12 protein-coding genes and 1 CRISPR repeat array are annotated in these 13,658 nt (G+C 69.6%); of the genes, 10 read left to right on the top strand and 2 right to left on the bottom strand.

All coding sequences use genetic code 11. From position 1 onward, the window contains the following. Positions 1–57: 57 nt before the first annotated feature. The 8 genes from A9G05_RS09720 (at position 58) to cas2e (ending at position 8,587) form a co-directional block, all read left to right on the top strand. Entirely contained in the window at positions 58–2,745 is a 2,688-nt protein-coding gene (locus A9G05_RS09720; RefSeq protein WP_069560780.1) for a CRISPR-associated helicase/endonuclease Cas3, read from the top strand. After that, positions 2,742–4,295, top strand: a complete 1,554-nt coding sequence (gene casA / locus A9G05_RS09715; RefSeq protein ID WP_069560779.1) for a type I-E CRISPR-associated protein Cse1/CasA — start codon at positions 2,742–2,744, stop codon at positions 4,293–4,295. The genes A9G05_RS09720 and casA overlap by 4 nt, the downstream gene beginning before the upstream one ends. Beyond that, positions 4,292–4,813 (top strand): type I-E CRISPR-associated protein Cse2/CasB, encoded by a 522-nt coding sequence (gene casB, locus A9G05_RS09710; protein WP_069560778.1) that lies wholly within the window; start codon positions 4,292–4,294, stop codon positions 4,811–4,813. The genes casA and casB overlap by 4 nt, the downstream gene beginning before the upstream one ends. Positions 4,814–4,827: 14 nt before the next feature. Further along, the gene (cas7e, locus tag A9G05_RS09705) at positions 4,828–5,961 is read left to right on the top strand and encodes a type I-E CRISPR-associated protein Cas7/Cse4/CasC (RefSeq protein WP_069560777.1); all 1,134 of its coding nucleotides are present in this window, start codon (positions 4,828–4,830) and stop codon (positions 5,959–5,961) included. Between the two features lie 2 nt (positions 5,962–5,963). After that, positions 5,964–6,635 carry a type I-E CRISPR-associated protein Cas5/CasD gene (cas5e, locus tag A9G05_RS09700; protein WP_069560776.1) on the top strand — a complete coding sequence of 224 codons (672 nt, stop codon included), beginning with the start codon at positions 5,964–5,966 and terminating at the stop codon, positions 6,633–6,635. Then, on the top strand, positions 6,610–7,221 hold the full coding sequence (gene cas6e / locus A9G05_RS09695; RefSeq protein WP_069560775.1) for a type I-E CRISPR-associated protein Cas6/Cse3/CasE: 612 nt from the start codon (positions 6,610–6,612) through the stop codon (positions 7,219–7,221). The genes cas5e and cas6e overlap by 26 nt, the downstream gene beginning before the upstream one ends. A gap of 188 nt (positions 7,222–7,409) precedes the next feature. After that, positions 7,410–8,279 carry a type I-E CRISPR-associated endonuclease Cas1e gene (gene cas1e, locus A9G05_RS09690; protein WP_256548335.1) on the top strand — a complete coding sequence of 290 codons (870 nt, stop codon included), beginning with the start codon at positions 7,410–7,412 and terminating at the stop codon, positions 8,277–8,279. Beyond that, positions 8,279–8,587: a type I-E CRISPR-associated endoribonuclease Cas2e gene (gene cas2e, locus A9G05_RS09685; protein ID WP_069560773.1), complete on the top strand. Its 309-nt coding sequence runs from the start codon at positions 8,279–8,281 to the stop codon at positions 8,585–8,587. The genes cas1e and cas2e overlap by 1 nt, the downstream gene beginning before the upstream one ends. 56 nt (positions 8,588–8,643) lie before the next feature. Then, a CRISPR array of direct repeats spans positions 8,644–9,160; the repeat unit is 29 nt; unit sequence GTGTTCCCCACGGGCGTGGGGATGAACCG. Between the two features lie 7 nt (positions 9,161–9,167). Here the strand turns inward: cas2e and A9G05_RS09680 are convergent. Beyond that, positions 9,168–9,896, bottom strand: coding sequence for a hypothetical protein (locus A9G05_RS09680; RefSeq protein ID WP_069560772.1), 729 nt, complete (start codon positions 9,894–9,896; stop codon positions 9,168–9,170). Positions 9,897–10,019: 123 nt separating this feature from the next. On the opposite strand from A9G05_RS09680, the gene amn reads away from it, so the two are divergent. Beyond that, a complete protein-coding gene (gene amn, locus A9G05_RS09675) occupies positions 10,020–11,492 on the top strand; it encodes an AMP nucleosidase (RefSeq protein WP_371850559.1) in 1,473 nt (490 codons plus the stop codon). A 148-nt stretch (positions 11,493–11,640) separates the two neighbouring features. Beyond that, entirely contained in the window at positions 11,641–12,450 is an 810-nt protein-coding gene (locus A9G05_RS28305) for a hypothetical protein (protein ID WP_069560770.1), read from the top strand. Positions 12,451–12,510: 60 nt separating this feature from the next. Here the strand turns inward: A9G05_RS28305 and A9G05_RS09665 are convergent, their stop codons facing one another. Next, positions 12,511–13,593, bottom strand: coding sequence for an MBL fold metallo-hydrolase (locus A9G05_RS09665; RefSeq protein WP_069560769.1), 1,083 nt, complete (start codon positions 13,591–13,593; stop codon positions 12,511–12,513). Positions 13,594–13,658 lie beyond the last annotated feature (65 nt).

Raw genomic sequence — 13,658 nt, 5'->3', positions numbered from 1 at the left:
TTGGAAGCGGCGGCGGTGCTGCAGTAACGTCGCCGGGTCGCTAAGCAAGGAGGCTGGATGGACACCGAACACCTTGTCGCATTTTCCGCCCTGTCGGCAGCGGCCCGTGGCCTCTGGGCCAAGAGTGGCGAGCCGACCGGTCATGGCCTGCTGGCGCACCTGCTGGATGTGGCCGCCGTGGTTGAAAGCCTGCTGGCCATCGAGCCCCCTTCCACCCGCCAATGGGCCGCCACGGCCTTCGGCCTCGACCCCACCGCCTGCCCCCGCTGGATCGCCGCCCTGGCCGGGCTGCACGACTTCGGCAAGGGCATTCCCGGCTTCCAGGCCAAGTGGAAGGAAGACATGCAGGCCGACCAGGCCCACGGCCTCGCCTTCTCCATCCTGGCCCAGCGGGTGGACCGCCACGACCTGGCCACCGCCGCCCTGCTGGAGTCTGTTCTGGACAGTCTTGCGGTGGCGTCATCCGACTGGTTGCAGCAGGTTGTGCGGGCCGTCAGCGCGCACCACGGCTATCACTTCCAGCCCACCGAGGTGCAGAACGGCACCCCGCCGGCCGAAGTGCCCGCCTGGGCCGCCGTGCGGGCAGAAGTGTTCAGCGCGTTCTGGCACCTGCTCGCCCCCCAGGGGCGGCCCAGTGCCGAGCGCCTGCCCCTGGCCGCCATCAACTGGCTGGCCGGGCTCACCAGCGCCGCCGACTGGATCGCCTCCAACCCCGAGTGGTTCAGCCTGGGCGAGCGCGGCTTCGACGACCTCCGCGCCTACTACGCCGATGCTGGTGAGCGTGCCCGTACCGCACTTGCGCGGATCGGCTGGCAGCCCTACCGCGGCCTGGCGCCTGAAGGGCTGGACACCGACGCCGCCCTGCGCCGCATCGTCGGCCGCGATGACCTCAGCGCGCGCCCCCTGCAACAGGCCGGCGACCGCCTGATGCACGGGGTGAACGAGCCCGCCCTGCTGCTGGTGGAGGCGCCCATGGGCGAGGGCAAGACCGAACTCGCCTTCCTCGCCCACCTGCGCCTGCAAGCGGCCAACCAGCACCGTGGGCTCTACGTCGCCCTGCCCACCCAGGCCACCGGCAACGCCTTGTTCCAGCGCGCCGGCACCTTTCTCGATGCCTTTCGCCAGGGCCCGCTGGACCTGCAACTGGTGCACGGCGGCGCCGCCCTGAACGACGACATCCAGCGCCTGCGCGGCATCGCCGAAGACCCGCAGGAAAGCCTCGCCGCCTCCGCCTGGTTCGCCCAGCGCCGACGCCCGCTGCTCTCGCCCTACGGCGTCGGCACCGTCGACCAGGCCTTGTTCGGCGTGCTCAACGTCAAGCACCACTTCGTCCGCCTCTGGGGCCTGGCCAACCGGGTGGTGGTGCTGGACGAAGTGCACGCTTACGACGCCTACACCAACGGCCTGATCGTCGTCCTGCTGCGCTGGCTCAAGGCCATGGGCTGCTCGGTGGTGCTGATGAGCGCCACCCTGCCCGCCGCCCGGCGCAACGAACTGCTGCGGGCCTGGGCGGTGGACGCCGCGAGCATCCCCGAGCAGGCTTACCCGCGCCTGCTGCTGGCGACGGGCGGCCAGGTACAGGGCGAGTCCTTCAAGGCCCGCGACCAGGCACCCATCCAGCTCGCCCCGCTGGGGGAGAGCCTGGAGGCCCTGGCCGAAGCCGCCCTCGACCTGCTGGCGGGCGGCGGCTGTGGCGCGCTGATCGTCAACACCGTGGAGCGGGCGCAGCAGCTCTACCGCCACCTGCGCGAGCAACTGGGGAAATCGGCCACCCTGCTGCTGTTCCACGCACGCTTCCCCGCCGACCAGCGCGCCCAGCGCGAGCGCGAGGTGCTGGCGGCCTTCGGCGCCACGGGCGAGCGACCGGCGCGGGCGCTGCTGGTGGCCACCCAGGTCGCCGAACAATCCCTGGACATTGATTTCGACTTCATGCTCAGCGACCTGGCCCCGGTGGACCTGCTGCTGCAACGCGCCGGCCGCCTGCACCGGCACACCCGAAGCGCACGCCCCGAGCGTCACCAGCAGGCCCGGCTGCATATCGCCGGGCTGGGACGCGAGGCCCCGCCGGACCTCAAGGACACCGCCTGGGGCTACGTCTACGACCCCTACATCCTCCTGCGCACCTGGGCCTTGCTGCGGGACGAGGCGCAACTCCAGCTCCCCGGTGATATCGACCGCCTGGTGCAGCTTGTCTACGGCGACGAGCCCCTGCCCGAGGACCTTGAGGACGCGATCCAGACGCAGATCGAGATCGAACGCTACGGCGAGTACCTGGCCCGGCTGAAGAAGGAGCGCCAGGAAGCGCAGAACATCGCCATCGACCCGCGCGACCCTCTGGACGAGGCCTACGCCAACAAGCCCAAGGGGCATGAAGAAGGCGAGGGCACCGGCTGGGAGAACAAGACCCGCCTCGGGCGCGAATCCATCACCCTGATTCCGCTGGAAGTGACCGCCGAAGGCTGGCGCCCGAGACTGGGCGAACCCGCCTTCGACCCCGCCAGTCCGGTGCCCGATGCCTTGGCCCGACGCTTGTGCGCGCGCCAGCTCAAGGTGTCCCGTACCGCCCTGGTCAAGCGCCTCAAGGCCGAACCCCCACCCGCCTTCCAGAACCCGCTGTTGCGCAATGCCTATCCTCTGCCCCTGCAGGCCGGGCTTTATGCCGACGCCGGGCTGCACCTGCGGCTGGATGACGAACTCGGGCTGGTCTACGAGCCCACCGAAGCCCCCAACAAGGAGCACCCATGAGCAAGGACTACTGCCTGCTGGACGAACCCTGGCTACCCGTGCGCCTGGCCGATGGCCGGGTGCTGGCGCTGGGGTTGCTGGAGGTCTTCGCCCGCAGTGGCGAGATCGTCGCCCTGGCCGACACCGCGCCGCCCAACCTGGTGGCGCAGTACCGCCTGCTGCTGGCCATCACCCACCGCGCGCTTTCGGCTCAAGGGGCCTGGAGCATCGGTGAGCGGGCCCGCTGGTACCGCGAGGGCCTGCCCCTGGAGGCGATCCGCGCCTACCTGGAGCAGTGGCGCGAGCGCTTCTGGCTGTTCCACCCGCAGTACCCCTTCATGCAGGTGCCAGCCCTGGCCCAGGCCGAGGAAACCCGTGACAAGCGCAAACCCTGGACGCAGATCGCCCTGGCCAGCAGCAGCGGCAACACCCCGGTGGTGTTCGACCACGCCCTGGACAGCGCCCCACAGGCGATCAGCCCGGCCCAGGCCCTGTCGACCCTGCTCGGCTTCCTGCAATTCACCCCGGGCGGGCTGGTGAAGGTGCTGCGCGATGCCGACAAGGCCGGCGCCCTGGTCAACACCGCTGCGTTCATTCCCGTCGGGCCGACCCTGGCCCAGACCCTCTGCCTGGCGCTGCACCCTGCCTTCAGGGAAGGGGACGAGCCCGACCTGCCGAGCTGGGAGCGCGAGCCGCCGAGCATCGCCGCATTGCGCGGCGAACCGGTGCTGGCCAGCGGGCCGAACGACCGCTACACCCGCCTGAGCCGGGCCGTGCTGCTGTGCCGTGAGGCCGAGGGCGACATCCGCTGGTTGCACTTCGCCGCCGGGCTGGCTCTGGGCGAAGACCCCAACGCCCCCGACCCCATGGCCAGCTTCCGAGAGGGCACCACGGGCCCGGTGCGCCTCAGCTTCAGCGACGGGCGCGCGCTCTGGCGTGACCTGCCGGCCCTGCTGCCCACCTCCGGCGGAGCGGGCCGTGCCGCAGCGGTCATGAACTACGCGGCCAGCCTGCACGCCAAACTCAAGCCTCGTGAGCATCACCAGCCTTTGCTGGCGGCCGGCCTTGCCAGCGACCAGGCCAAACTGCTGCGTTGGCGTCTTGAGCAATGGGAACTGCCCGCCAGCCTGCTGTGCGAGCCACAAAAAGCCCAGGTGCTGGGGATTGCCCTAGCCGCCAGCGAAGCCCTGTTCCTTGCCCTCAAGCGCCTGGCCAGTGGCCTGGTCGGCGAGACCCTGCCAGACCCCAACCACAAGGACACCCGCGCCAATGCTCGCAGCCGGGTGGAGAGCGGCCCGCTGGCTGCCAGTTACTTCGCCGAAACCGAGCGCGGTCTGGCGCCGCTGTTGGCGGCGCTGGACGCCGGGAATCTGGAACAGGCCCACAGCGACTGGCTGAACACCTGCCGCCGGGCCGCCGAGTGCGCCTGGGACCACCAGTTGGCCGGCCTTGGCCGGTCCCCCCGCGCGGTACGGGCCGATGCCCGCTACTGGCCGCGTTTTCGCGCCCTGTTGAACACCCAGGCGCCACGCCCCGAACCCGTTGCAACCGACAAGGAGGCCGTTTCGTGAGTGACCACACCGACTCGTTCATCGCCCACCTGGAGGCGCTCAAGGCTCGTGACCGAGGCGCCCTGGCGGCGCTGCGCCACAGCCTGGCCTTTGCGCCCGGCAGTTACCCGCGTGCCTACCCGTATGTGGAGCGTTTTGCCGGCCATGCCGCCCATGAGCGGGACGCGCGGCGCCTGGCGCTGTATGCGGTGGCAGGCTTGTTCGCCCTGCATCCGCAGCAGGCTGCCCAGAGCCTGGGCAGCGCGCTGGGAGAGCTGTACCGCGACGGCAGCGGCAGCATCGAGGGGCGCTTCATCGCCCTGCTCGGTGCCGATGCCGAGAACATCGTCGAGTACCTGCGTCAGGCCATCAGCCTGCTGGCGGCCAAGTCCATCGGGCTGGACTACGGCTGCCTGCTCGACGACCTCACCCAGTGGATGAACCCCGGCCACGACCCGGGCCGGCTGCGCCAGCGCTGGGCCCGCGACTTCTACCGGGCTGCCCAGCCCACCCCCGACGCCCCCCTTGAAACCGCGTAAAGGATGACCCGTTCATGAGCCTGTTCCTCGAATTCCACCTGATCCAGAACTTCGCCCCCTCCAACCTCAACCGCGACGACACCGGCGCCCCCAAGGACGCGATCTTCGGCGGCCAGCGCCGCGCGCGGGTCAGCAGCCAGTGCTTCAAGCGCGCCATCCGCCTGGCCGCCAGCCAGCACGAGCTGCTGTCCGAGGCCCATCGCGGCATCCGCACCCAGAAGCTCAAGGCGCTGCTGCTGGAGCGCCTGGCCGGGCGTGACCCCGAACAGGCCGAGGGCAAGGTGGAGGCTGCCCTGGGCGCCGCCGGCCTCAAGCTCAAGGACAACGGCAGGACCGAATACCTGCTGTTCCTCGGTGAGGGTGAAGTGGCCGCCTTCGCCCAGCTCATCGAACAGCATTGGGACGCGCTGCCGGTCGGCGGCGACAAGAAGAGCAAGAAGGACGCCAAGGCCAGCCTGCCCGCCGAGCTGGTGAAGCAGGCCAAGGCCCTGCTCGACGGCGGCAAGGCGGTGGACGTGGCGCTGTTCGGGCGCATGCTCGCCGACCTGCCGGCGGCCAACCAGCACGCCGCCTGCCAGGTCGCCCACGCCATCAGCACCCACCGCGTCGAGCGCGAGTTCGACTACTTCACCGCCGTGGACGACAAGGGCGACGAGGACGAGACCGGCGCCGGCATGATCGGCCAGGTGGAGTTCAACTCCGCCACCCTCTACCGCTACGCCGTGCTCGACCTGCACAAGCTGCTGGACAACCTGCAGGGCGACCGCGAGCTGACCCTGGCCGCCGTCGAGGCCTTCGTGCGCGCCCTGGCGCTGGCCATCCCCAGTGGCAAGCAGAACAGCTTCGCCGCCCACAACGCCCCGGAGTTCATCGGCGTCAGCCTGCGCCACGCCACCCCGCTGAACCTCGCCAACGCCTTCGAGAAGCCCGTGGCGCCGCGCCAGGACCAGGCCCTCACCGAGCAGTCCGTCGAGCGCCTGGCCACCTACGAGGCCAAGCTCGCCGCCGTCTACGCCAGCCCCGAGGACCAGTGGCTGAGCCTCGACCTCACCGGCCGCTGGCCCACCGACAAGGGCACCCCGGCCAGCAGCCTCGCCGGCCTGGCCCAGGCCGTGCGCGAGCGGGCCGCTGCCGCACTGGAGGGCTGACCATGGCCACGTTGCTGCTGTGCCTCAAGGGGCCGTTGCAGTCCTGGGGCACCACCAGCCGCTTCGACGAGCGCGACACCCAGTTGGAACCGTCCAAGTCCGGCGTGCTCGGGCTGGCCTGCGCCGCCCTGGGCCGTGACCGCCGCGAGCCGGTGGATGACCTCGCCGCCCTGCGCATGGGCGTGCGGGTGGAGCAGGAGGGTGTGCCCATGCGTGACTACCAGACCGCCACCGGCGTGGTCATCGCCGCCAGCGGCAAGGCGGACCTGGGGCGCACCGTGGTGAGCCCGCGCTTCTTCCTCGCCGATGCTGCCTTTCTCGTCGGCCTGGAGGGCGACCGGGCGTTGCTGGCGCGCATCCACGCGGCCCTGGCCCGCCCGGTGTGGCCGCTGGCCCTGGGGCGCAAGAGCTTCGTCCCGTCGCTGCCGGTGTACCTGCCCGATGGTCTGCGGGACGAGCCCCTGGAGCAGGCGTTGGCCACCTGGCCCTGCCTGCTCACCGGCCAGGTGCCGGAGACGCCCCGGCGGGTGCTGCTGGAGCACCCCAGCGAGGGCAGCGTGCGCCTCGACCAGCCCGTGGCGCCCTTCGCCGAGCGGCGCTTCGGCCCGCGTTTCGTCAAACCCGACCTGTACTTCACCGGAGCCGCCCATGTACCTGACCCGTCTGCGGCTTGACCCGCGCAGCGCCCTGGCGCGGCGTGACCTGGCCGACCCCTACGAGATGCACCGCAGCCTGGTGCGGGCCTTCGTCCGTGATGCGCAGCAGACGCCACCGCGTTTCCTCTGGCGCGTCGAGCCGACCGCTGCCTGGGGCAGCCCCGAGCTGCTGGTGCAGTCTGTCGAAGCAGGCGACTGGTCCTTTCTGGCCGGGCAGCCGAACTACCTCAAGGGCGAGGTGGAAACCCGCGAGTGGGCCCCTGAAACCTGGGTGCGCGAGCAGGCGTGCTTCCGCTTCCGCCTGTTCGCCAACCCCACCGTCACCCGTGACGGCAAGCGCCTCGGCCTGGTGGGGGAGGAGGCCCAGTTGGCCTGGCTGGCCCGCCAGGGCGAGCGCCTGGGCTTCAGCGTCGAAGCGGCGCTGGTGACCGGCAGCGAACTGCTCAGGAGCCGCAAGGGCGACAGCCGCATCAGCCTGCTGCGGGCCTGCTTCGAAGGGCGCCTGCGGGTGCGTGATGCCGGCGCCCTGGCCACGGCCCTGTGCGCCGGCATCGGGCCGGGCAAGGCCTTCGGCTGCGGGTTGCTGAGCCTGGGGAGGGGGTGATGCTGCCGCCGCTCACGGGGGCCTCTAAAAACGTAGGCGAGGCAGTCAGCGCAAGGCGAAAACAGGCGAAAAAGCGCAGTTTACGTGCGGTAAATGAGCATTTTGAGCCTGTTTTTAACGCCGCGATGACAACGCAGGTAGTTTTTAGAGGTGCCCTCAAGCCGCTGCCGATGAAGGACCGTGTCCCCATGGTCTTCATTCGCTATGGGCAGATCGACGTGCTCGACGGCGCTTTCGTGGTGATCGACAAGAACGGCGTGCGCAAGCACATCCCGGTGGGCTCGGTGGCCTGCATCATGTTGGAGCCCGGCACACGCATCTCCCACGCGGCGGTCAACCTGGCCGCCACCGTGGGGACGCTGCTGGTGTGGGTGGGGGAGTCCGGGGTGCGCCTCTACTCCAGCGGCCAGCCCGGCGGTGCGCGGGCCGACCGCCTGCTCTACCAGGCACGCCTGGCCCTGGACGACGAACTGCGGCTGAAGGTGGTGCGCAAGATGTACGAGGTGCGCTTCGGCGAGCCCGCGCCCGCCCGGCGCAGCGTCGAGCAGTTGCGCGGCATCGAGGGCGCCCGGGTGCGCGGCACCTACAAGCTGCTGGCCCAGGAGCACAAGGTGAACTGGCAGTCGCGCAACTACGACCGCCAGCAGTGGGAGGCGGCAGATATCCCCAACCGCTGCCTCTCCGCCGCCACCGCCTGCCTCTACGGCATCACCGAGGCAGCGGTGCTGGCCGCCGGCTATGCCCCGGCGGTGGGCTTCATCCACACCGGCAAGCCGCTGTCCTTCGTCTACGACATTGCCGACCTGTACAAATTCGAGACGGTGGTGCCGCTGGCCTTCCGCATCGCCGCCAAGGCCCCGGCCGAGCCGGAGCGCGAGGTGCGCCTGGCCTGCCGCGACCTGTTCCGCTCGGACAAGCTGCTGGGTCGCATCATCCCGCTGATCGAAGAGGTGCTCGCAGCCGGCGGTATCCACCCGCCCGAGGCGCCGCCGGAGTCCGTACCGCCGGCCATCCCCAACCCCGACAGCCCCGGCGATGCCGGCCACCGGAGCCGGTGATGGCCTTTCTCACCGTGGTCACCGAGAACGTCCCGCCACGCCTGCGCGGGCGCCTGGCCATCTGGCTGCTGGAGGTGCGCGCGGGGGTGTACATCGGCGACGTCTCGCGGCGCACCCGGGAAATGATCTGGCAGCAGCTCGAAGCCGGGTACGAGGACGGCAGTGTGGTCATGGCCTGGGCCAGCCAGAACGAGTCCGGCTACGACTTCCAGACCCTCGGCAGCAACCGCCGCGAACCGGTGGACCACGACGGCCTGCGGCTGGTGGCCTTCCTGCCACCGACCACCGCAGATTCCACACCCAAATAATCGGTAGATTTTCAGGAGGTGATTTTTATCTTTGAGAACAAGGGGTTGCAGTTGGTGTGTTCCCCACGGGCGTGGGGATGAACCGGAGTGACTGAGCCATGGCAACCAGAAAAGAGAGTGTTCCCCACGGGCGTGGGGATGAACCGCAGAACTGATGCGCATGTCCTTCCTCACTCAGGTGTTCCCCACGGGCGTGGGGATGAACCGTCGGCGCAGCGGTGTGCGATGTCGATCTTCATGTGTTCCCCACGGGCGTGGGGATGAACCGCTGGTCCCCCCGGACGGCATGACTGCCCTCGGGTGTTCCCCACGGGCGTGGGGATGAACCGGCGGCCTCGTTGCTCGATGAGCTGACCAAGCTGTGTTCCCCACGGGCGTGGGGATGAACCGAACGCGCCCCAGATCCATGTCGTGCAGTCGATGTGTTCCCCACGGGCGTGGGGATGAACCGTTCGCATCACCCGCGAGCAGGGACACCGGCACGTGTTCCCCACGGGCGTGGGGATGATCCAGAAGAGCCAACCAGACTGCCGAAGGTCGAAGCCTGTTCCCCACAAACGTGGGGATGAGCGTCGCGACCCTACCGCCGCTGCCAGATCTTCCGGCCGCCCTGGTCTTCGGTCACCAGGTAGGGGGCGCTGAAGCGGTAGCGGGTGGCGGGCTGGTAGTCGGTGCCGCCGTCGGGGCGGACGAGGAGGATGCCGTCGGTGGTCTGCCATTGGCCGGCGTACTGGAGGGTGCCGTCGCTGTCGTAGCTCCAGTCGGAGCCGCCGCCGACGGAGCGGCTCCATTGCTCGACGCGGCCGTCGGGGGCGAGGTGCAGGGTGAGCACCGTGTTGAAGGAGGCGAAGCTGGCGCCACCGCTGTTGATGATGTCTTCGTGGACCCAGGTGCCGACCAGCGCCGGGTCCAGGGTGCCGGCGCCGGTGCGGGTGGTGCCTGTGGCGTGTGAGGGGCTGCGCTGGAACAGCGCCTGGCGCTCCAGCACCTGGCCGCTGACGGGGTCACGGGCGGCGAGGTGGGCGTTGAGCTGGTCGTTGCCGTAGGTGGCGGCGAGGGTGGCGATCACCTGGTTGGTTTGCGGCAGGACGATCTCGGCGTTGAGTACCTGGCCGTCGTACTGGCCGCGCAGGTCCAGTTGCAGGGTGCCGTTCTCGGAATAGCGGCCGGTGACGACCTGGCCCTGCTGCTGCAGGTCGAGCACCGTGTTGGCGCCCGCCAGGTCGGCCTGGAAGCGGCCATCCAGCTCGCCGGCGAACAGTGGGGTGCTGGTGGCAACGGCGAACAGCAGGCTGGTCAGGCGGTGCATGGCGGCGGGCCTCGCGGGGGCGGTCGGGCAAGCATAGACGCAGCGGCACGCGCTGCTCGGCTTGGCCGCCGAAGGGTGATGGGCGCAAGATAGCCCCCTGTACGCCCAGACAGGATGCACCTCGTGACCCCGGATTCCGTCGAGTTTCTCGTTGTCCACACCGCCGAAGAGGCGGTCGACCGCCTGACCGCCCTGCATCAGCGGGCCACCACGGCCCTCAGCCAGGCCCTCAAGCTCTTTCTCAAGTCCCGCACCGAGCCGAGCGCCGAGCAGCGCGCGCTGTTCCGCTACCCGGAGCTGCGGGTCACCTACCGTTGCCAGGGCGAGGTGCCGTCCACGGTGCGCGCCTACGCGAAGATCCAGGTGCCGGGCACCTACAGCGTCACCGTCACCCACCCCGATGCCTTCCGCAAATACCTGCTGGAGCAACTGCGCCCGCTGATGAGCGACTTCACCGTGCAGGTGGAGGTGGGCATGAGCCAGCGGAACATTCCCTATCCCTACGTGGTGGAGAGCGGCGATGAGCTGGCCGGCACCGATGTGACCGCTGCGGCGCTGGCGCGGGTGTTCCCCAGCACGGACCTGTCCGCCGCCACCGATGGCGTGGCCGACGGGCTGTACGACTGGGAGAGCGCCGAGGAGCTGCCCCTGGCGCTGTTCGATGCGGCGCGGGTGGACTTCTCCCTGCGCCGGCTGGTGCATTACACCGGCAGCGACTGGCGCCATGTGCAGCCGTGGATTCTGCTGACCAACTACCACCGTTACGTCGACCAGTTCATCCAGCACGGGGTGACCCTGCTGCGCGAGGACCCGCGCTTCGTGAGCATGGTGCTGCCCGGCAACGTGCGGGTGGACCGGGACATGGACGAGGCGACGGTGCAGGCGATGATCGACGGCGTGGTGTGGCACCGCTACCAGATGCCGGCCTACCACCTGATCGCCAACGACGGCCACGGGGTGACGCTGGTGAACATCGGCGTCGGTCCGTCCAACGCGAAGAACATCACCGACCACCTGGCGGTGCTGCGCCCGCACTGCTGGCTGATGATCGGACACTGCGGCGGGCTGCGGCAGTCGCAGACCATCGGCGACTACGTGCTGGCCCACGCCTACATGCGCCGCGACGGCATCCTCGACCGGGTGCTGCCGCCGCACATCCCGCTGCCGGCCCTGGCCGAGGTGCAGCAGGCCCTGCAGGACGCGGCGGCGCTGGTCACCGGCGAGCGCGGCGAGGACCTCAAGCGGCGCCTGCGCACCGGCACGGTGCTGACCTACGACGACCGCAACTGGGAGCTGCGCTGGGCCCAGGAGCGTCCGCTGATCAACCTCTCGCGGGCAGTGGCGGTGGACATGGAGAGCGGCACCATCGCCGCCCAGGGCTATCGCCTGCGGGTGCCCTACGGGACGCTGCTGTGCGTCTCCGACAAGCCGCTGCACAGCGAGATCAAGCTGCCCGGCTCGGCGAGCGCCTTCTACCAGCGTGCGGTCAGCCAGCACCTGCGCATCGGCATCGCTGCGCTGGACCTGCTGCGCAACCAGCTCACTTCGCTGCACTCGCGCAAGCTGCGCAGCTTCGATGAGCCGCCGTTCCGCTGAGCCGCTCCTGATGACACAGGGCCGCATGATGCGGCCCTTTTTCTGTCCGTACTGAAAAGTCGGACGACCTTCAGTGAACGGCTCGCCAGTCGCGTGCTCGGGTTTCGATTTAAGCTGCGGCCCCCCAAGGACGAACGAGGTGACACCGATGGAACAGACCCAACACTTACTTGCAGCATTCTGGGAGCCCTTCAGTTTTCTCAGCCTGTTCGCCTGGATCAGCGGTGCGCTGCTGCTGGGCACGGTCGCCGGCCTGGTGCTGGCGATCCTGCTGCAGCGTGGTGGTTGGCTGGCCCGTAGCAAGCGCTGGCACCACTGGACGCTCAAGTTGTACTTCCTGCTGCTGCCGCTGGCCGGGGGCATGCTGGGGTTCCAGGGCGGGCTGCTGTACAGCGGCCAGCAGCAGATCAACCGGCACCTGGACAGTTACACGCCGGCAGTGCAGCGACTGGCCGATGACACCTGGCAGGACTTCCAGGCCTATGTGGCAGCCCAGGACGAGCGCCAGCTCCAGGCTCTGCGCGGTTCCAGCGTGCAAGCGGCGCTCAATCAATTGGCGCTGGAGTACCTGCGCGGCGAGCAGCAGGAGGAGGCCGATGCCCGGGCCGAGGCGTCGCTGGCCGAGCGCCTGGCCCTGGACCTGCTCGATCGCCTGCGGGCGAGCCTGATCGGCAAGGCCGTGGGCCAGATGGCGGTGAGCGAGGCGGCAAACTACAGCGGGCTCAATAAACAGGTGCTGGCCGGGGTGCTCGATGCGCGCGTGGAGCAACTGTTCCAGGCCGAGTTCCTGCTGGACCTGCTGAAGCGCCAGGTCGGCCATGTGTTCAAACCGTTCTACATCGCGCTGCTGCTGCAGCTCGGCCTGCTCGTGGCCTTCATCGCTGGGGAGTGGGCGGTTTCACGCTGGCTCCGCCAGATTCCCTCCGCTGCCCAGGTGCAGCCGGCTGCCCTGGCCTGAGGCTGGGTGGGCTTCAAGCAAACGGGCCGCGTGATGCGGCCCGTTTCGTTGGGGGATGGCTTAGCTGCCGCTGGCCTGGGCGAGGCCGGTTGCGGTATCGCGGTCCAGCGCTGGCACCTGCCACTGGTAGCCGGGGCTGGGGACGCGGAAGCGATCCGGGTCCACTTGCCAGTATTCGAGGGCCTTGGCCAGCTCGCGGGGCGGGTCGAACTGCCCTTCGTCGGTGAGCTGGAAGGTGCCGAAGTGGATGGCCAGGCTGTGCTGGGAGTCCAGTTGCTTGTGGGCCTGCACGGCGTCGTCCGGGTTCATGTGGTTGTCGCGCATGAACCAGCGCGGGGCGTAGGCGCCGATGGGCAGGGCGGCGAAGCGCAGCGGCCCGAAGCGCTGGTGGATGAGGCGGAATTCCGGCCCCAGCCCGGTGTCGCCAGGGAACAGCAGTGGCCCGTCCGGGGACTCCAGCACGAAGCCCAGCCACAGGGTGCGGTTGGTGTCGCTGCGGGTGCGCGCCGACCAGTGCTGCACTGGCACGCCGTTGAGGGTCAGTCCGTCGCCCAGGGGCAGGGCCTGCCACCAATCGATCTCGTCGACGCGGGCGAAGCCGGTCTCGCGGATCAGCGGGCCGTTGCCCAGGCCGGTGACCACGCGGGCCAGGGGGAAGCGCTCGGCGAGGCTGCGCAGGGTGTCCAGGTCGAGGTGGTCGTAGTGGTTGTGGCTGACCAGGATCAGGTCGATGGGTGGCAACTGGTCCATGGTCAGGCCGGCGGCCTGGTGCCGGCGCGGGCCGATGAAGCTGAACGGGCTGACCCGTTCGGACCACACCGGGTCGGTGAGGATGTTCAACCCGCGGTGCTGGATCAGCAGCGTGGCGTGGTTGATGTAGGTGACGCGCAGCTCGTCGCCCTCTACGCGGGCGGGCACTTCGGGGGTGAAGGCCGGGGTGGGCTGCTCGACCCAGTCGGGGCTCTTCTCGCGGTTGAGCTGCCAGCGCATGAAGGACCAGAAGTCCTTGTGCGGCTTGGGTTCGATGTTCTGGAAACGCTGGCCGTCGAAATGATCGCTGACGGGGCCCTGGTAGGGCGTGCCGGCACAGCCGGCGAGGGTCATGAGGCTGATCAGCCAGGTGGGGCGCAACGCGCGGGGCATGGTGTCCTTACTCTTGCGGCGGGGAGGGGCACAACCTAGCATGCGCCTCCGCTCCCCTGTCCATT

Source organism: Pseudomonas sp. ENNP23 (assembly GCF_001728945.1).
GTDB classification, from domain to species: Bacteria; Pseudomonadota; Gammaproteobacteria; order Pseudomonadales; family Pseudomonadaceae; genus Metapseudomonas; species Metapseudomonas otitidis.
This window is presented reverse-complemented; position numbering and strand designations above follow the sequence as displayed.